Raw genomic sequence first — 17,812 nt, forward strand, 5'->3', positions numbered from 1 at the left:
CCATGCACAACGCCCTGAAATGCACGCTGCTGAGCGTTCTGCTGCTCACTGCCACCAACATTTACGCGCAGGCTCCAAACCTGGCGACATGTACGCGCAGCGCCAATCTGCTGGCCTGCGTCGACGCAAACGGCAACGCCTACAGCGTCGCCACGGCGGGCAGCACGACGTATCTGCGGGGGTTTGAAGTGATTGGCAACCGTTTTTGGGCGCAGACCAACAGCCGCTATGGCCAACTGACGTTCTTCACTGGCTTGGCGTCTGACGGCGAAGCATGGGTGGGCTACAGCCGCCGCGTGGGATGGACCACGCTCAACCGGTTTTCCAGCTCGGGCGGCGCCAGTGGCAAGTTCACGTGCAGCCGAATCACAGGCTGCTAAACCTGCACTTTTTGCTGCGCCTGTTGCCACGCCATGTAGCTGTTCATCGGCGGATTTTTCTGGAAATAGCGCTGCAACCCTTCGAACAAACCATCTGCCACAGCCTGCTGATGGCGCGCAGTGACCAGCCGTTGACGGTCGCGGGCATTGGACATGAAGCCGGTTTCCACCAGGATCGACGGTACGTCCGGTGATTTAAGTACCGCAAACCCAGCCTGCTCCACACGCTTCTGATGCAGCGTGGTAATCCCTTCCAGGCAACCCAGCACCGTGTTACCGAGCTGCAAACTGGCGGCGATGGTCGCGTTCATCGACATGTCGAGAATCACCCCGGCGAGCATCGGGTCCTTATCTTTTAGATTGAGCAGGCTGGTCGCGCCCAGCAGATCGGCGCCATTCTCGCGCTGCGCCATGAAACGCGCCGTGGCCGACGTCGCGCCGCCCTCCGACAAGGCGTACACCGAAGCACCTGAAGCGGTCAGCCGTGGCGCCGCATCCGCATGCACCGAAATGAACATGTCAGCCTTGTGCATGCGGGCAATTTCAACGCGCTTACGCAAGGGCACAAAGAAGTCGTCGTTGCGTACCAACTTCACGTCGAAGCCCTTTTCACGCTTCAACCGCTTGGCCAGCAACTGCGCGATGGACAGCACCACATCCTTCTCACGCTCACCTTTCGCGCCCACCGCGCCAGGGTCTTTGCCACCGTGACCGGGGTCGACCACCACAATGATGTCGCGCTTGAGATGCTTGGTATCGGCCGGTGTTTCACGTGGAACCTTTGTATCCGGCGCGACAGAGAATTGGGGCGCAGCGCTGATGAGGTCGAGCACCAGGCGATCGCCCTGTCCGTCCTGCGCAGGCAAAAGGAAGCTGTTGGTCCGCACCGGGACACCGAGATCAAGGACGATGCGGGTATCGCCCTGACCGAAATGCCCGAAACGAATCGAACGAATCACGGTGTCGGCGAGTACCAAATGGCTGAAGTCGCCGCTCAATTGGGCGCCGTTTACATCGACAATCAACCGCTCGGGAGCAGTCAGCGAGAACGTTTTGTACTGCACCGGACCACTGAGAGCGAACACCAGACGTAACGTTTCATTTGATCGCCAGAGCCGGGCATTGCGGATTTTCGTGGCCGACACCGTAAACGGCAGCGCCAGCGTTGCGCTGGCCAAAATCAGATTCAGCAATTGACGTCTGTGCATGATGAAGACCCGTTCACGAAAAATGCATCGTCGATTTAGTTGTTATACTATAACATTCAAAATCAACTCCAACGATGGACCTCCTCATGAATGCGTTGACTCTGCCGGACATCGCCGCGCAGGCCTCACGCCAAGCCCTGCCACTGGAGTGGGTGGGCATGTGCGGGATTGCTCTTCCTGTTGTATTCGAAGGCCAGCGTTTGAGCGCAAAGGCCGATGCGGGTGTCAGTCTCGATAACGGTGAAGCGCGTGGCATTCACATGTCGCGGTTGTACCTGGCGCTGGAAACGTTGGAGCACGAAAGCCTCAGCCCCGCTCTTTTACGCAACGTTCTGCAGCGTTTTCTCGACAGCCATGACGGTTTATCCAACGCTGCGTACCTGCGCATTCATGCCGACTTGCTGTTAAACCGACCCGCTTTGGTCAGCCCATTGGCCGGCTGGAAAACCTATCCGATCAGCATTGAAGCGCGCCTCGAAAACACGGTGTTCCACGTGGAACTCAAAATCGAGGTGCCTTACTCGTCCACGTGCCCCTGTTCTGCTGCACTCTCAAGGCAGCTGATTCAGCAGCAGTTCATTGACGACTTTGCTAACCATCCACTGCAACACGCCGATGTTCTGGCTTGGCTCGGCTCGTCAAAAGGCATCATCGCGACACCTCACAGCCAACGCAGCACCGCGCACTTGCAGCTGCACTTGGACGATTTCCTGGACGAGTTGCCATTGATTGCCGTGATCAATGACGCTGAAGCTGCGCTTGGCACCGCCGTCCAGACCGCCGTAAAGCGCGCCGATGAACAAGCATTCGCCTTGGCCAACGGCCAGAACCTGATGTTCTGCGAAGACGCCGCACGCCGCTTGAACCTGGCCCTGAAACGCTCCCCCGGCATCCGCGCATTTCACCTGCGCGTGGTTCACGCCGAAAGCCTGCACGCCCATGACGCAGTGGCTGAAAGTCGCTGGAACGGTGTGATCCGATGAGCCATTGCCTAGACCTGAGCACACCATGATCCGTAAGAACCCTTCCGGTGATTTGCCGGTGATTGCCGAGTCCGCCTACGTCGACAAAACCGCGATCATCTGCGGCAAGGTGGTGATCGGCGAAAACGTTTTCGTCGGTCCCTACGCGGTGATTCGCGCCGACGAAGTGGATGATTCAGGTGCCATGGAGGCAATCACCATTGGTGCCAATTCGAACATCCAGGACGGCGTGGTCATCCACTCCAAATCCGGTGCGGCGGTGACCATCGGCGAATTCACGTCCATCGCCCACCGCTCGATCGTCCATGGCCCGTGCACCGTCGGGAACCGGGTGTTCATCGGGTTCAACAGCGTGCTGTTCAACTGCGCGGTCGGCGACGGTTGCGTGGTGCGGCACAACTCGGTGGTCGATGGCCGGGATTTGCCGAACGACTTCTACGTGCCCTCCACCACCCGCATCGGACCGGCAACCGACCTGTCGCAGTTCCCGCCCGTGAGCATCAGCGCCTCGGAATTTTCCGAAGACGTGGCCCGCACCAATGTCGACCTGGTGCGCGGTTACAAAGCCCTGCAGAACGAGTTTTGAGCATGGGCAGCGTACTGATCCGCAACGCCAGGTTGGTGAACGAAAGTCGTGAGTTCGACGGTGATCTGCTGGTGGACCACGGCCGCATCGTGAAAATCGCCAGCAGCATTCAGGACGAAAACGCCCAGATGGAAATCGATGCCCAAGGCCAATGGCTGCTGCCGGGCATGATTGATGACCAGGTGCATTTTCGCGATCCCGGCGCGCCGGACAAAGGCAGTTTCTACACCGAGTCCCGCGCTGCCGTGGCGGGCGGCATCACCAGTTTCATGGACATGCCCAACACCCGTCCGGCGACGTTAACCCTCGCCGCACTGGCCGATAAGAAACGTCGGGCGGCCCTCCACTCGGTGGCCAATTACGGTTTTCACTTTGGCGTCAGTCACGACAACCTCGACACCATTGCCGCGCTCAATCCGTGCGAGGTGGCCGGGGTCAAAGTGTTCATGGGCGCCTCCACCGGCAACATGCTGGTGGACGATCCACGCGTGCTTGAAAAACTGTTCGCCCACGTACCTACCATTCTGTTGGCGCATTGCGAACACACGCCCAGCATCCTGGCCAATGAACGACAGTTTGCCGAACGGTTCGGCGAAGACATCCCCGCCGCCGCCCATCCGCTCATTCGCAATGCCGAGGCGTGCTTCGCGTCATCGTCGATGGCCGTGGGCCTGGCCAAACGCTTCGGTACGCGCCTGCACGTTTTACACCTGACCAGCGCCCGGGAACTGGCACTGTTCGAAGACAAACCATTGGCCCACAAATCCATTACTGCCGAGGTCTGCCTGCATCATCTGCTATTCGATGATCGCGACTACCCACACTTGGGCAATCTGATCAAATGCAACCCGGCGATCAAGACCCAGGCCGACCGCGATGCTTTGCGCCAAGCGCTGTCAGGCCATCGGATCGACGTGATCGGCAGTGATCACGCCCCTCACACCTGGGCTGAAAAACAACGGCCTTACCAACACGCGCCATCTGGTTTACCGTTGGTACAACACGCGCTTCCTGCACTTTTCGAACTGGTGGCCGACAACCTCCTGCCACTCACAACCCTGGTGGCGAAAACCAGCCACCGAGTGGCCGATCTGTTTGCCATTCCTGATCGCGGATACTTGCGTGAAGGCTATTGGGCCGACCTGGTGCTGATCAAACCCGAACCCGATGGCCAACCGGTTTCACAACAACCGATTCTTGCCCGGTGTGGCTGGACCCCCTTTGCCGGACGGCGTTTTCGCCACAGCGTGAGCACCACGCTGGTATCGGGGCAAATTGCCTGGCACGCCGAACGTCTATATGACGACTGTCAGGGTTTGCCTTTGCGGTTCATGCGTTAAATCAGTCTTTTTTTGTCGTAGCCAGGAACGCTCACCATGATTCACATCACCCTCCCCGACGGCTCGCTGCGCGAGTACGACCAGCCACTGTCCATCCACGAAATGGCCGCCAGTATCAGCCCCGGCCTGGCCAGGGCAGCCGTCGCGGGGCGGGTGAACGGCGTGCAGGTGGACTGTGATTTCATGCTGGAACAGGACGCACGTGTCAGCATCATCACCCCGCGTGAGCCTGAAGGTCTGGAGATCGTGCGCAGGTCCTGCGCACTGCTGCTGGCCATGGCGGTCAAGCAGGTGTATCCGCGTGCGCAGCTGCTGGCCGGCTCGGCCCTTGGCGATGGTTTTTTCTATGAATTCGCCTATGACCGCGCCTTCACTGCCACCGACCTTTTGCTGATCGAAGCGCGCATGCATCAGCTCGCGGCGACCAATCACACGATCCGCCGTCGCGAACTGCCGTGGAAAAAGGTCCTGGCGTTCTTCATCGCACTGGGCGAGCACTACAAGGCAGAACTGATTCGCGCCCTGCCGGAAGACGACTGTCTGTGGTTGTACTCGCTGGGAAACTTCGAAGACTTGTGTCACGGCCCGCACATTCCCTCGACGGCCATCCTGCAAGCGTTCCGACTGGCCCACATCACCCGTAATGGCGCACCGCTGCAACGGATCTACGGCGGGTGCTGGGAAAGCCAACAGGAACTCGACGCCTGGCTCGCGCCGCAACAGGCCGTTGTCGTCAACCTTGATGAGCGTCAGGCGGACTATGCACAGTCGGTGGTCGACGAACTGCGCCGCGCCGGAGTGCGCGTCAATGGCGACCTGCGCAAAGAAAAAATCAGCCACAAGATTCGCCACCACCGCGAGCACGGCGTGCCGTGTCTACTGGTGATCGGCGATAAGGAAATGTCGGGCGGGTTTGTCAGTGCACGGACGTGCACGGGTGAGGATCTGGGGGAAATGAAAGTCGGACAAATCGCCGAGTGGCTGAACGCTCAGGTTCACCTCAACGCTTAAGGCACACGCCTTGCCCCCGGCAAAGCGTGACCTCCCTGCATCAGGCCCGGGGTTTGACCGTCCCGCATTCCTGACCCAGCCACACGGCACGGGTGTCCATGCTGCCCTTCTGCTGGATGCCCGTGGCGTTGAACGTGCCATTGACCGTGGTGTTGAACTCCCGGTCACTGAGGAATGTGGCGACGCCCGCGCCCTGGGCTTTAGGGCAACTGAAGCGGAACTTCCACTGGTTGCCGGTGCGGTCAGTGATCTGCTGTTTGCAGCCGGACTGCGGATCTTGCAGCGGAATGGTGTCGGTTTGAACCTGGGCCTGGGTCAGGCAGACCCGAATCCCCTTGCCGCCCATGGTAATGCCCTGTTTCTCCAGTGCGGCCTTTTGTGCCGGGGTCATCTGGCTGCCCAGTTGGTTCAGAATCAATTGCAGGTCCGGCAGGTTCTGGTCATCGACTTTCATATTGCTCGAGGTCAATTCCCACAAACCCGGTTGCAACATCTGAGCCTGAGCGGCCAAAGGAAACGACAAGCCAACAGCCATGGCCAGGCCCAGCAGACGAATATTCATGAAGTAACTCCGGATCGATAGTGGCCGTTAGACGTCGCCAATCTACTTCGGTTGCATGGCGAATTAAATAGCGACATTCGCCATGGAACATGGTCTGTTAGGCATTAATTCTTCAGGAGCAAGGCTGCCCCATGGATTATTTTGGCCCACACGTTTTCGGTTACCTGATCGCGCTCATCCACTCACTGGGCACGATCGCCGCCATTCACGCTGTGTTGACCGTCAGAACCGCCCAAGGCTCGATTGCCTGGGCCTTGTCGCTGGTATTCATACCTTATCTGACACTGATTCCCTACCTGGTCTTCGGACGCAGCACCTTCGACGCCTACATCAAGGCACGTCGCCAGGCCAATGAAGAAATGCGCAAGGCCATTGCCGACCTTAACTGGCGCCCGTGGGTTGAAGAAGCCCTGACGGCCCGGGCCTCACGAGCCTATGGCGCACTGCGGGCCATGCCGAAACTGGGGCTCATGCCGTGCCTGGCGAACAACGAAGTGCGCTTGCTGATCAATGGCCAGGCCACGTTCGAATCGATTTTCGACGCCATCCGCAGTGCCCGCGAAGCGGTGTTGGTTCAGTTTTTTATCATCCACGACGACCAACTCGGCCGCCGCCTGCAAACGTTGCTGATGGAAAAAGCCGCCGAAGGCGTGGCGGTTTACCTGCTCTATGACCGGATCGGCAGTCACACCCTGCCCCATAGTTACGTTCAGCCATTGCTCGATACCGGCGTTCAGGTCAAAGCCTTCGCCACCCGCAGCGGCTGGCTCAATCGGTTTCAGGTCAATTTCCGTAACCACCGCAAAATCGTGGTGGTGGATGGCGTGATCGGGTTTGTCGGTGGGCACAACGTCGGTGATGAATACATGGGCGCCAAGCAACCGCTGTCACCGTGGCGCGACACCCATGTGCATATTCGCGGCCCGGTGGTGGCCTGCCTGCAAGAGTCGTTCGCCGAAGACTGGTTCTGGGCCGCACGGGAACTGCCGCCGTTGATCCTCCCGGACACCTTCCCGGAAGACGGCGTGCTCTGCCAATTGCTCGCCAGCGGCCCGGCCGACCCTTACGAAACCTGCTCGCTGTTTTTTGTCGAAGCCATTCATGCGGCAGAGGAACGGGTGTGGATTACCAGCCCTTACTTCATTCCCGACGAAGCGGTTTTCGCCGCGTTGCGCCTGGCCGTGTTGCGCGGCGTCGACGTGCGCATCCTGCTGCCCTCGCGCCCCGATCACCGGATCGTGTATGCCGCGTCTAGCCTCTACGCCTTCGAAGCCGTGCGCGCGGGCGTGCGCGTATTCCGTTACCAACCAGGTTTCCTGCATCAGAAAGTGGTGCTGATCGACAGCGAAATTACCGCCATTGGCAGTGCGAACCTGGACAACCGCTCATTCCGCCTGAACTTCGAAGTGATGTTGCTGACCGTCGACAGCGACTTCGCTGCCGAGGTCGAGCACATGCTTAACGATGACTTCGCCCTGGCCCGCGAGATCGCCAAGGAGGAAAGCCAGCAGACCCACCGCCTGCAACAACTTGGCATGCGGGTCGCCCGGCTGATCTCGCCGATCCTCTAAGGGGTATAGATGTCGTCGCGGGTCCACGGCAGTTCATGACTGCCGTCGGGGTGAGCCTTGACCGCAAGAATCTGGTGCAGGTTAATCCAGCCCCTGGCGAACGCGTATGCGCAACCGGCCAGGTACAGGCGCCAGATCCGCAGCGTTTGCTCCGGCACCTGTTTGGCCGCTGCTTCAAGGTTGTCCTCCAGGCGTTCACTCCAGTGGTCCAGCGTGCGGGCGTAGTGCAGGCGCAAGCTTTCGACGTCGACAATCTCAAGCCCGGCTTCGCTGATTTCGGCGGAAATCATCGCCAGGTGCGGTAACTCGCCATTTGGGAAAACATAACGTTCGATGAATTCGCCTGCCCCGCGCCCGACGGGCCGACCGTCGGTGTGTTTGGCCGTAATGCCGTGGTTCATCACCAGCCCGCCCTCACGCACCGCGCCAAACAGCGTTTGGCAATACTCGGCCAGGTTCGCGTGACCGACGTGCTCGAACATGCCGACACTCACGACTTTGTCGAAGCGACCGTCCTGCGGCAGATCACGGTAGTCGAGCAGCTGCAACTCGACCTGATCGTCCAGGCCTTCAGCACTTACCCGCTCACGGGCCAACGCCAACTGCTCTTTGCTCAGGGTGATGCCGAATACTTTCGCGCCGAACTCTCGCGCCGCGTAACGTGCCAATCCACCCCAACCGCACCCGACATCCAGCAAATAGTCCCCCGGTTGCAGCCGCAACTTGCGGCACAAATGGCGGAATTTGGCTTGCTGGGCTTGCTCCAGGGTTTCACTGCCGGTCTCGAAATAAGCGCAGGAATACGCCATGTCGCTGTCGAGCCACAGTTGATAGAAGGCGTTGGAGAGGTCGTAATGGTAAGAAATGGCCGCCGCGTCGGTGTCCTTGTCATGCACCGCCCGCAATGGTTGAGTCTCATCGTCACTCAGCAGCGCCTGGCTCCACTCGTCACAGACGCGGATGACGTCACTGATCGAACCTTCCAGTTCGAGTTTGCCTTCGACAAACGCCGCCCCCAGCAGGTCCAGGCTGGGGCGCGTGAACTGGGCAACCAATTGCGGGTCCTTGACCACAATCGTGACGCTGGGCGTAGGACCCAAGTCAAATTCATGGCCATCCCAGAGTCGCAGGCGAAGCGGTAGCTGCAGATTCTGTAAGGCCGGTGGAAGTTGCACAAGCATGAAAAATCCCCCTTGTTTCAGACGTCTGAAATGAGGGTAGACCATCCTGAAAAATTAGCAGGCGAGCGACTTGCCCTCCTCACCCAGCGACTCGCGGCGTGCTAACAGGCCATCCTGAACCCACTGTTTCAGCCAGGTGACGGCTTGAAGTGGCGCGCCCTCTCCATAGATGACTGCCAACTCTGCGCACAGTTCGGCGAAGTTCCAGCCCAGGTTGGCCATGCCATTCAGGGCATCGGCTTCAGCGGCTGACAGGCTTCGGTAATGACACACCAACTCGGCCCGCCAGATCAGGCACACCTGAGGTGAGTCCAGTAACAGGCTCTCGGGGAAATCCGCTTCATCCTTCACCGCACGCCACAACGCCACGCTGTTGTGGCGGCACTCCAGCCACTGCACGCAAGGGCGCAGGCTGACTTGCAGCAACGGCCAGTCGGCGGGTGGAAGGCTCGCCATGGTTTGCAGGGTCAATGCGGCGTGATCGGGAGCGTCGAACGCCAGAGTAAATGCCCATTCCAGCGCGGCCAGTTCCGCCAGCGGTCCACCGTATTCAGGCACCAGGTGCTGGCGGATGAACGCCTCGAAATCTTTGCCCAGCCAGCGCAGGCTGAAATTCGATGACGGCGAATGACGCAGGTACGCCGCCGCCAGTGCCTCGAACTCATCATCGCCGAGCCAGTGCCAGAGGGTCGGGAAATCACCGCGCAGGACTTCTTGCAGCCGAGCCTGATAGGCATTGTGGTAAATCGCCAGACCGGTCTCGACGTCCAGGGGCGGGCCTCCGATCAGGCTCCGACCCAAGGACAGATTCGCCGTGGATTGTTCACCGAGCAGGAAGTCTTCAAAGGCCAGTTGCCATTCGTTCAAGCGCATCGAAGCCTCCGTGTCAGGGTTTCATCTCCCAGCTCCCGGGCCTTCTCCAGCTCCGCCAGAAGTTCTTCGAAGGGCGGAAAGTGATCGTCACGCTCAAGTAAGGTCGCCACCGGGCCAACGTGTTCGAGGGTCCGTTGGTACAGTGCCCACACCGGATCACTCACTGGATGGTCATGGGTATCGATCACATAGTCGCCATAGTCGTGGTGCCCGGCCAGGTGCAGTTGGCGAATACGGTCCGCGGGCAAGCCTTGAATGAACGTCCAGGGATCAAAACCGTGATTGCGTGAGCTGACATAAACGTTGTTCACGTCCAGCAACAACTCGCAGCCGCTGCGCTGGCTCAGGGCCGCAAGAAACTCCCACTCGCTGAAGGAGTCATGGGCGGCACGGACGTAACTGGAGACGTTTTCCAGCACCAACGGACGTTGCAGCACGTCCTGCACCTGCTGCACCCGGTCGGCCACGTACGTCAGGCTTTCTTCGGTGTAAGGCAGCGGCAGCAGATCATGCAGTTGATGGGCGTTGCCACGGCTCCAGCACAAATGGTCGGAGATCCAGGCGGGCTGAACCCGCTTGGCCAATTGCTTGAGTAGCTTGAGGTACTCCGGATCGAGGGCATGAGGGCCGCCGATGGACAGGGAAACACCATGCATCACCAGCGGATAGCGCTCGGCGATGGCGTCCAGGTAGTACAGGGCTTTACCGCCCTGGACGAGAAAATTCTCGGAAACGATCTCGAACCAGTCCACGGCCGGCAACTGTTCAAGAATCTGTTGGTAATAGGCGCTGCGCAAACCCAGGCCATAGCCCAGGCAAGAATTGGATACAGACATGTCGGGCTCCTCGCCGAGTGGCCGCAGTGGTGAGGGCACCACTGCGGCAGGCCGGTTATTCGCCGACTTTGCCACCCGCTTTATCACAGGCTGCCTGGGCCATGGCTTTGAAACCCTGGCCTTTACAGGCACCCATGCCTTTGCAGGCGTGGTCTTTGGTTTTGCAGTCGTTCTGACCTTTGCACGCATTCACGCCGTAGCAGTGAACCTGAGCATCGGCAGCAGTCGCAGTGGTGGCAACACCGGCAAACAGGGTGGCAGCGGCCAACGCAAGGGCGGCACCAGCAGCGGCGGTTTTAATGTTCATTTTTTTATCCTCGATAGTAGCCAGGGGTGTCGGCTGGAAGGTTGTTCAGTCCCGACATGGCACTAGAGAGCGCTGCCCCAAGGGCGTTACAACCGACATGAAAAAAAACAAAAAATAATTCCACCCCCTACCCCATGTAGGAGCAAAGCTTGCTCGCGAAAGCATCACCCCAATCCACTGGGGCGACGCACGCTTCACACCTACAGCTTGAGCAACGGCTCCTGGAACCGCAGCAAGCGCCCGGCGTTGCCCAGCACCAGCAACGTGCTGAGGTTGTGCAGCACCGCCGCAATCATCGCCCCTGCCGCACCGAGCCAGCCAAACGCGGCAAACGCGACAATCGCCAGCGTCCAGCCCAGCCCGATGATGACGTTGACCTGCAAGGTCTTCCGGCATTGGCGGCTGAGGCGCACACAGGTGCCGAGCCGGCGCAGGTCGCTGCCGATCAGCACGATGTCTGCCGACGCCAAGGCGATGTCCGCACCGCCCGCGCCCATCGCCACCCCGACCACGCCGGCCTTGAGGGCCAGCGAATCGTTGATGCCGTCGCCGACCACCATGGGCCGAAAACCGCTGCCGATTTCCGCCAGCACGCGGTTGAGTTTGTCTTCAGGCAAGGCCTGGGCCTCGACATCGCTGATGCCGACATCCGCTGCCAGGCTGTGAGCGACACTGTGGCGGTCACCGGTCAACAACAACTGCCGACCCAGCCCCAGCTCACGCAGTTCGCTCAAGGCAAACCGTGCTTCGGGTTTAACGCTGTCGGCCAGCAACAGCCACGCGAGGAACTGCCCGCCCAGCGCCAGACCGGCAATCGGCCCATCGTGTTCAGGCACCGTCGACGTTTCAATGCCCAATTGTGCGAACAACTCCGGGCGCCCGAGCGCCGCCTCGCCCTGCCCGGTCATGGCCACAACCCCCAGGCCCTGGCGTTCGCGAATGTCCGAGAGCAGCAGAAAGTGCTCCTGCGTCACCAACCCGGCCAGCGCCCGACTGACCGGATGGCTGCTGGCAGAGCCGAGGCTGGCCGCCAGTTTCAGCAGCTCGCTGCGGTCTTCCAGCGGGCTTTCAATCGACTGCAAACGCAGGGTACCGAAGGTCAGGGTGCCGGTCTTGTCGACCACCAGCGACGTGAGGTCCGCCAACTCTTCCAGGAACGCCGAGCTGCGAATCAGGATGCCATGACGCGCCGCCACCGCGATTCCGGCAATCGCCGTCGCCGGTGCCGACAGCACCAATGCACAAGGGCACGCCGCGACCAATACCGCGAGCATCGCCTGGGCATCGTTGGTGACGAACCAGGTCACCGCGGCCAACAGCAACACCAACACCATGTAGCTGCCGGCATAACGTTCGAGCAACCGGGTGATGGGCGGTTTCGAGCGCTCGGCGCTCTGCATCAGGGCGATGACTTTGCCCAGGGTCGATTCATGGCCGGTGCGTGTCACTTCCAGGCGCAGCAAGCCGTCGAGGTTGATTGCGCCACCAAACACCTGAACGCCGACCGTCGCCTCCAGCGGCACCGACTCACCGGTAATCGGTGCCGTGTCGAGGCTGGCCTGCCCGGACAACACCAGGCCATCGGCCGGCACCCGATCCCCGGCCCGCACTTCCACCACGTCGCCGGCCTTGAGGGTCGCGTTGTCGACTTCGACAATCGAGCCGTCGGCCTGAACCTTGCGCGCATGGCTGCGGGTCAATTGGCCCAACGCGTGAATCGCCTCCTGCGAGCCGATTACGCTGCGCTCTTCCAGCACGTGGCCGAAGATCATGATGATTGGCAGCAACGCGGCGGTCAGCAAGTCGCCGGTGGCCCAAGCGCCCATCATCGCCAGCGCGATCAGTTGATCGGTAATGCCGTGCAGGCTCGGGTACCGCAGGCTGTACCAGGCCGAACGCATGACCGGCACGGCCACCAACAGCGAGGCGACCCCCAGCAACACCTGACTGACCCCGGTTTGCTCCGGCGATTGCCAGCGCCACACCAGCCCCAGACCGAGCAAGCCGAGGGCAAGCATCGCCAGGGTGAGTTGGCGCGCGGCGCTGCGTTGTTCGGCCGTGCTCAGCATGCTGGGCACGGCGGCGGTTTGAGCGGTCATTGTTCGGCTCCCTGAATAATCAGGCGGGAATCGTCTTTGGGGTTAACCGTGGTCACTGAGCCGGCCTGACGCAGAATCGTCGGCATCCGCTCGCGGTAGATACGCAGCAACATGCCCGGGTCGGTGCCCTGCTGTTGGGCCTGCGCCAGGCTCGACACGGTGGCGGTGTCGGCCGAGGCTTTGGCCAGGCGTTCGCGGGCCTGGGCATGAGCGACTTGCAGCGCACGGTCCGCTTGTTCATTGGCGGCCTGGGTGAGTTTTTCGGCCTCGGTTCGCGCATTGGCCACGGCTTTGTCGGCCTGCTGACTGGCCGTGAGTACCGCGTTGAAGGCGTTCACCGCCGGTGCAGGCAGACTCGATTGCACGTCGACCCGCGCCACTTCAATGCCCAACCCTTGCCCGGTCGCACTCAACTCGGCCAGGCGTTGATTGATGCCCTGCACCAGATCGCCGCGCAGACGTTCACGGCGTTCGGCCGCCTGATTGTCGGCGCCGATCAATTCCGGGCGCGCCACCAGAATGGTGTCCAGGTCCCGCGCCGCGGTCAGGGCCACGGCGCTGCGCGTCACCAAACGGTCCAGCGCCGGCAACACATGTTCACCCTGAAGCACGAAGGCATAGGGCTCGGTGACCTTATAGAACACCCGCACATCCAGTTGCACGACGCCTGCATCACCGGTCAATAAATAACCAGAGCCAGCCAGGGCATCGCTGATCGGCGTGGCGAAACTGGCCTGACGATCGGCCTGCAACGCCGGGTCGGAACGCAGCAGATTTTCGACGCGGCGTTCAATCACGCGATCTGCGGCGGGCAACAGAATCACCTGCTCGAAGGGGCGCGGCCAGGCCAGCAGTAAACCGGCATTCTGAATCCGGTCCAGAGCACCAAAGTGCAACACCACCGCACGATTCTGCGGATCGATCTGCCGCACATTGGAGAATGCCCACGCCAACGCGGCCAGTACCGTCACCGCATACAACGCCAGAAACGTCAGCCGTCCGGCCTGAATCCACGGGCTGCTGAGTTCAATTGTTCCACGTGGAACTTCACTCATGGCTGCGACCCGGATTTGTTATCCAGCGTCGGCGGGCCGTCGACCAATACCCGAAACGGCGCGGCATCCGTGCGCAGAATCAGTTTTGTACCCGGCGTCACTACCGTGCCCAAGGTGTCGAGGGAACGCAGCAAGTTGTACAGCTGCGGCGAACCGGCGTAAGCCTTGCCATAAATCTGCGCCGCTTCAACTCGCGATTGGGCTTCGATGTCCGCCGCTTTGACCGTGGCATCTGCTTGCACGATCCGCGCGTCGCGCTCGGCGGCCGAACGGATTTGCGCGGCTTCGCGTTTGCCCACGGCCGTGCGTTCGGTGGCAATGGTTTCACGCTCGGCACGCATGCGGTCGACGGTGGCGCTCAAGGTGACGGACGGCAAGGTCAGTCGTTCGATGCCGACTTGCAGCACGCGCACGCCGTAAGTGGTGAGCAGTTGCTGATCGATTTGCTTGCGCAGTTGCGCCTCGAAATCGGCAATGCGCACCTGGTTGGCGTCGGTGTTCACCAGGTTGGCCAGGTCGAAGCTGCTGGCGGTGGTTTCCAGCGCCGAGCCGACAAAAGTGCGGATCTGCCGCGCCGCTTCATCGGGCTGGTTTTGCACGGCGCGCATGAAACGCTGCACGTTGTCCGGGTCGCCCTGCACCTGCCACGCCACGTAAGCCTGAACGATGATGCGCAAGCCGTCGCGGGTGCCCACATCCTGCAAGCCGCTGGACGTGGTGCGCAGCCGCAGGTCCACCGGGATCGCCGCCTCGAACGGTGCCGGCCAGCGCCAGCCAAGACCGGGTTCCAGCAACACCCGTGACGGATTACCAAACCGGGTGATCACCGTGGCCTCACCGGAGCGCACTTGCACCAGGCTCGCCGCTGCGATGGCAAACACCACCAGCAACGCCGCCCAGGCCATGCGCCGCCAAGGGAAAGGCCCTGCTTCTTGAGGATCACCGTGGTGATGATGGCCGTGATGATGACCCGCGTGGCCGTGATTATGCCCAGCGTGGTCATGATGATCGTGAGAAGGCGAGAGGCTCAATGGACGGCTCCTGGCTGAACGGTTTTACGCAGCGACGACGGATCAGCCGGCAGCGTGAACGTGCGTAGGTCGATGGTCGGCGCGTTGCCGCCGCCCAGACGATGATCGAGCACCAACAATTTGGCGCTGGCGAGGCCTTGGGTCAGTTGGCTGAAATACTGCTCCAGCACAAAGGCCTGACCCGCGCTGGCGAACGCCTTGCGCTCAGCGGCAAAGCGCAAGTCGGCGGCCCGGGCCGTGGCGTTGACTTCATGGGCCGTGGCCTGGGCCTGGTCGCGCGCGACACTGGCCTGCAATTGCGCCTGGTTGGTCTGCTCGGCAGCGGCGCCGCGCTCGCGGGCAATCAACGCCTGGGCGCCGATCTGCGCCGCTTGCACGCTGTGGTAAGCGTTGGCGGCGCCGGCCGGCGGGTGAATGGCCTCGACCACCGTGGCGAGGATTTCCACTCCGCTGTCGAGTTTCTGCAAGTCCGCCTGCACCGACCGGCCAATGTCTTCGGCCAGCCCCACACGGTCGGCGCCAAGCAAACCGTCGAGGGTTCGCGACGCAAAGTCGTGCACCAGAATGCGGCTGGCGGTGCTGCGAATCAGCGTCGGCACATCGGCGCTGTTGTAGGTCGCGGCCAACGCCGCCTGATCCGTCAGGCCGATGCGATAGACGAACCGCACGTCCATGTTGACGATCTGGAAGCTCTGTTTGTCGTTGCTGCTGCTGGCGATCACCTGCGACTTGTCGTTCACATGGCTGGCGTCCCACAAGCGGTTGGCGATGGCCGGCGCCGGGCCTTCAGCCGGATCGGCAGCCAGAGGCGCCGCAGTGGTGTCTCCCACGCTGGTGGCCAACTCATGAACCACGCCATTTTCGACATTCAATACCCGGCCCAGCGGCCAAGGCAAACCGGCATGCAAACCCGGCCCGAAGACTTCCACGGGTTTGCCGAAGCGCTCGTAGATACCGCGCCCTTGCAGCGGGATTTCATGGAGCCCGGTGAGCAACCAGCCGACCGCGAGCACCACCGCCAGCACGGGCAGAAATGCCCGACGCATGTAAGTGAATGCCCAGATCTGACGCAGGTCGATGCCAAAACGGTTGTGCAGTTCGTGCTGCAACGCGAGCAACGGTTGAGGTGGCCAGCGCAGCATCCCGGCGATGAAGCTCTGCGCCAGCAGCGGCGGTTCGAGCTGATCGCGGCGCGGGCTGAACAGCGACAACAGCGCACGTACCAACAGCTCAGCAGCGACCAGCCCCGGCAGCAGCCCGATCAGTACCGCCAGCCGCACCGGCCAAATGGCGGTTTCGCTGGCGAACAACAGACACAACGCGCCGAGGATCAGGCAGATGATCGCCACGCGCAGCAGTTGCGCCAACTGCCCCGCTTCCGGCCACTGCGCAGGATGTTCCTGGGCCAGCTGGCGTTCGAACACCAGCAAGCCGAACGCCAGCAACAACGACAACGCCGCGCCTACACTGGCCGACAAACCGACCGCCGCCGCTGGCAAACCCAGGTTCCAGGCTTGCCCGATGCACAGCAACGCCAGCAGCGCCCAGCCTGCCAGCCACAACATCGGTGCTCCGATCTGTCGCAGCAGCCCGACCCCGCGCTGGCTGAGGCGCTCCAGCAATCGCTCGTACCAGCCGTGGATTTCAGGGGGTTCGACAACCTCGACCGGCATTGCCGGCGGGTTCAGGGTTCGCGCTCGCCACTGGGTCACCCAGCCGGCCGATTGCAGCCCGGCAATCACCACGATGAGCGCCGCTGACTGATTGACCAGCAGCGCCGGCCACACCGACAGCGGGGCGAATACCCCGACAAAGAACGCGAGCAGCAAGCCCAGCGCCGCCAGACCAACCAGGCCAAACCCGACCCGTTTCAACCGTCGTCCGTGAAACAACGCCTGCTGAAAACGCGGCAGCCCTGCTACGTTCGTCCCCTCAGCCTCCAGATCGACTTGCATACCACCTCGGTGTTTTGTCGTTGTGCGGGTCACAATTCGTTACGATATAACAAGAGTAGTGAATATTTTGTTCGATACCCATCACATTCACCGCCGGACGGCCGACACTGCTACTGTGCGCGCCACGCATTTGCGGCAATAATCGGCAACAAATCCCGGGCCGGCGCCGCCCTCGGGAATTTCATGATCGACAAGGACCCGTCTCTTCAATGCCCTCCATCTATCAACTCAAGCCGGCCTTTCAGAACCTGTTGCGACCCCTGGTCCAACGCCTGTTCGACAATGGCACCACCGCCAACCAGATCACCGTGCTGGCCGGGGTCATTTCGGTGCTGGTGGGTGTGGCAATCGCCTGCTTCGCCAGCCACGCCTGGGTGTTTGCGCTGATTCCAGTGTGGATGATTCTGCGCATGGCGTTGAACGCCATCGACGGCATGCTCGCTCGCGAGTTTGGCCAACAATCGCGCTTGGGCGCCTACCTCAACGAACTCTGTGACATCGTCGCCGACAGCGCGCTGATCCTGCCGTTTGCCCTGCTCCCCGACGTCAGCCTGCTGGCGGTTCTGCTGGTGACGCTGCTGGCGCTGTTCTGTGAATACACCGGCGTGCTCGGTCCGATGGTCGGAGCCTCCCGGCGCTATGACGGCCCGATGGGCAAAAGCGACCGGGCATTCGTGCTCGGCGTGCTGGCCACCGGCGTAGCGCTGGGCTGGCTCGGCGCAATCTGGGTCAACGGCGTGATGCTGCTGGTCGCGGCGCTGCTGGTGTACACCTTGGTCAATCGGGTCCGTCAGGGCCTTAAAGAAGTCAACGACAACGCTCCCTCGGCATAAG

17 protein-coding genes are annotated in these 17,812 nt (G+C 61.4%); 7 read left to right on the plus strand and 10 right to left on the minus strand.

Features of this window, described 5'->3' with window-relative positions; all coding sequences use genetic code 11:
• The first annotated feature begins 2 nt into the window (after positions 1-2).
• A complete protein-coding gene (locus AABM54_RS26510; protein ID WP_347902823.1) occupies positions 3-380 on the plus strand; it encodes a glutamine synthetase in 378 nt (125 codons plus the stop codon).
• Here the strand turns inward: AABM54_RS26510 and AABM54_RS26515 are convergent.
• Positions 377-1,588: an N-acetylmuramoyl-L-alanine amidase gene (locus tag AABM54_RS26515; protein WP_347902824.1), complete on the minus strand. Its 1,212-nt coding sequence runs from the start codon at positions 1,586-1,588 to the stop codon at positions 377-379. The two genes, AABM54_RS26510 and AABM54_RS26515, sit on opposite strands and share 4 nt — an antisense overlap.
• Before the next feature lie 86 nt (positions 1,589-1,674).
• Here AABM54_RS26515 and folE2 point away from each other — a divergent pair, with 86 nt between their 5' ends.
• From folE2 to AABM54_RS26535, 4 genes are read left to right on the plus strand one after another with little or no spacing between them, the layout of a single operon-like run.
• Positions 1,675-2,571: a GTP cyclohydrolase FolE2 gene (gene folE2 / locus AABM54_RS26520; RefSeq protein ID WP_347902825.1), complete on the plus strand. Its 897-nt coding sequence runs from the start codon at positions 1,675-1,677 to the stop codon at positions 2,569-2,571.
• A gap of 25 nt (positions 2,572-2,596) precedes the next feature.
• Entirely contained in the window at positions 2,597-3,157 is a 561-nt protein-coding gene (locus AABM54_RS26525) for a DapH/DapD/GlmU-related protein (RefSeq protein ID WP_347902826.1), read from the plus strand.
• 2 nt (positions 3,158-3,159) lie between these two features.
• A complete protein-coding gene (locus AABM54_RS26530) occupies positions 3,160-4,497 on the plus strand; it encodes a dihydroorotase (RefSeq protein ID WP_347902827.1) in 1,338 nt (445 codons plus the stop codon).
• A gap of 36 nt (positions 4,498-4,533) precedes the next feature.
• Positions 4,534-5,508, plus strand: a complete 975-nt coding sequence (locus tag AABM54_RS26535) for a His/Gly/Thr/Pro-type tRNA ligase C-terminal domain-containing protein (RefSeq protein ID WP_347902828.1) — start codon at positions 4,534-4,536, stop codon at positions 5,506-5,508.
• 40 nt (positions 5,509-5,548) lie between these two features.
• On the opposite strand, the gene AABM54_RS26540 is transcribed toward AABM54_RS26535, so the two are convergent.
• Positions 5,549-6,070: a DUF3617 domain-containing protein gene (locus AABM54_RS26540; RefSeq protein ID WP_347902830.1), complete on the minus strand. Its 522-nt coding sequence runs from the start codon at positions 6,068-6,070 to the stop codon at positions 5,549-5,551.
• 131 nt (positions 6,071-6,201) lie between these two features.
• On the opposite strand from AABM54_RS26540, the gene cls reads away from it, so the two are divergent.
• Entirely contained in the window at positions 6,202-7,641 is a 1,440-nt protein-coding gene (cls, locus tag AABM54_RS26545) for a cardiolipin synthase (protein ID WP_347902832.1), read from the plus strand.
• On the opposite strand, the gene cfaB is transcribed toward cls, so the two are convergent.
• The 8 genes from cfaB to AABM54_RS26585 form a co-directional block, all read right to left on the minus strand.
• The gene (gene cfaB / locus AABM54_RS26550; RefSeq protein ID WP_347902833.1) at positions 7,638-8,822 is read right to left on the minus strand and encodes a C17 cyclopropane fatty acid synthase CfaB; all 1,185 of its coding nucleotides are present in this window, start codon (positions 8,820-8,822) and stop codon (positions 7,638-7,640) included. The genes cls and cfaB overlap by 4 nt on opposite strands.
• 54 nt (positions 8,823-8,876) lie before the next feature.
• Positions 8,877-9,695, minus strand: a complete 819-nt coding sequence (locus AABM54_RS26555; RefSeq protein ID WP_347902834.1) for a DNA-binding domain-containing protein — start codon at positions 9,693-9,695, stop codon at positions 8,877-8,879.
• Positions 9,686-10,531, minus strand: coding sequence for a DUF692 domain-containing protein (locus AABM54_RS26560; RefSeq protein ID WP_347902835.1), 846 nt, complete (start codon positions 10,529-10,531; stop codon positions 9,686-9,688). Before AABM54_RS26560 ends, AABM54_RS26555 begins: the two co-directional genes overlap by 10 nt.
• A gap of 55 nt (positions 10,532-10,586) precedes the next feature.
• Entirely contained in the window at positions 10,587-10,838 is a 252-nt protein-coding gene (locus AABM54_RS26565; protein ID WP_347902836.1) for a hypothetical protein, read from the minus strand.
• A gap of 200 nt (positions 10,839-11,038) precedes the next feature.
• Complete coding sequence (locus tag AABM54_RS26570) at positions 11,039-12,937, minus strand: cation-translocating P-type ATPase (RefSeq protein ID WP_347902837.1); 1,899 nt, start codon at positions 12,935-12,937, stop codon at positions 11,039-11,041.
• On the minus strand, positions 12,934-13,992 hold the full coding sequence (locus tag AABM54_RS26575) for a protease modulator HflK (protein ID WP_347902838.1): 1,059 nt from the start codon (positions 13,990-13,992) through the stop codon (positions 12,934-12,936). Before AABM54_RS26575 ends, AABM54_RS26570 begins: the two co-directional genes overlap by 4 nt.
• Positions 13,989-15,023 carry a protease modulator HflC gene (locus AABM54_RS26580; RefSeq protein WP_347902839.1) on the minus strand — a complete coding sequence of 345 codons (1,035 nt, stop codon included), beginning with the start codon at positions 15,021-15,023 and terminating at the stop codon, positions 13,989-13,991. The genes AABM54_RS26575 and AABM54_RS26580 overlap by 4 nt, the downstream gene beginning before the upstream one ends.
• Positions 15,020-16,978, minus strand: coding sequence for a protease modulator HflK (locus tag AABM54_RS26585; protein WP_347902840.1), 1,959 nt, complete (start codon positions 16,976-16,978; stop codon positions 15,020-15,022). The genes AABM54_RS26580 and AABM54_RS26585 overlap by 4 nt, the downstream gene beginning before the upstream one ends.
• Positions 16,979-17,187: 209 nt before the next feature.
• On the opposite strand from AABM54_RS26585, the gene AABM54_RS26590 reads away from it, so the two are divergent.
• Positions 17,188-17,811, plus strand: coding sequence for a CDP-alcohol phosphatidyltransferase family protein (locus tag AABM54_RS26590; protein ID WP_347902841.1), 624 nt, complete (start codon positions 17,188-17,190; stop codon positions 17,809-17,811).
• The last annotated feature ends 1 nt before the right edge of the window (position 17,812 follow it).

The organism is Pseudomonas purpurea (assembly GCF_039908635.1).
GTDB classification, from domain to species: Bacteria; Pseudomonadota; Gammaproteobacteria; order Pseudomonadales; family Pseudomonadaceae; genus Aquipseudomonas; species Aquipseudomonas purpurea.

Coding starts and splice junctions, on each gene's coding strand:
- AABM54_RS26560 (WP_347902835.1), bottom strand. CDS start 10,531: ATGTCTGTATCCAATTCTTGCCTGGGCTATGGCCTGGGTTTGCGCAGC.
- AABM54_RS26590 (WP_347902841.1), top strand. CDS start 17,188: ATGCCCTCCATCTATCAACTCAAGCCGGCCTTTCAGAACCTGTTGCGA.
- folE2 (WP_347902825.1), top strand. CDS start 1,675: ATGAATGCGTTGACTCTGCCGGACATCGCCGCGCAGGCCTCACGCCAA.
- AABM54_RS26535 (WP_347902828.1), top strand. CDS start 4,534: ATGATTCACATCACCCTCCCCGACGGCTCGCTGCGCGAGTACGACCAG.
- AABM54_RS26515 (WP_347902824.1), bottom strand. CDS start 1,588: ATGCACAGACGTCAATTGCTGAATCTGATTTTGGCCAGCGCAACGCTG.
- AABM54_RS26555 (WP_347902834.1), bottom strand. CDS start 9,695: ATGCGCTTGAACGAATGGCAACTGGCCTTTGAAGACTTCCTGCTCGGT.
- AABM54_RS26530 (WP_347902827.1), top strand. CDS start 3,160: ATGGGCAGCGTACTGATCCGCAACGCCAGGTTGGTGAACGAAAGTCGT.
- cfaB (WP_347902833.1), bottom strand. CDS start 8,822: ATGCTTGTGCAACTTCCACCGGCCTTACAGAATCTGCAGCTACCGCTT.
- AABM54_RS26585 (WP_347902840.1), bottom strand. CDS start 16,978: ATGCAAGTCGATCTGGAGGCTGAGGGGACGAACGTAGCAGGGCTGCCG.
- AABM54_RS26575 (WP_347902838.1), bottom strand. CDS start 13,992: ATGAGTGAAGTTCCACGTGGAACAATTGAACTCAGCAGCCCGTGGATT.
- AABM54_RS26570 (WP_347902837.1), bottom strand. CDS start 12,937: ATGACCGCTCAAACCGCCGCCGTGCCCAGCATGCTGAGCACGGCCGAA.
- AABM54_RS26540 (WP_347902830.1), bottom strand. CDS start 6,070: ATGAATATTCGTCTGCTGGGCCTGGCCATGGCTGTTGGCTTGTCGTTT.
- cls (WP_347902832.1), top strand. CDS start 6,202: ATGGATTATTTTGGCCCACACGTTTTCGGTTACCTGATCGCGCTCATC.
- AABM54_RS26525 (WP_347902826.1), top strand. CDS start 2,597: ATGATCCGTAAGAACCCTTCCGGTGATTTGCCGGTGATTGCCGAGTCC.
- AABM54_RS26565 (WP_347902836.1), bottom strand. CDS start 10,838: ATGAACATTAAAACCGCCGCTGCTGGTGCCGCCCTTGCGTTGGCCGCT.
- AABM54_RS26510 (WP_347902823.1), top strand. CDS start 3: ATGCACAACGCCCTGAAATGCACGCTGCTGAGCGTTCTGCTGCTCACT.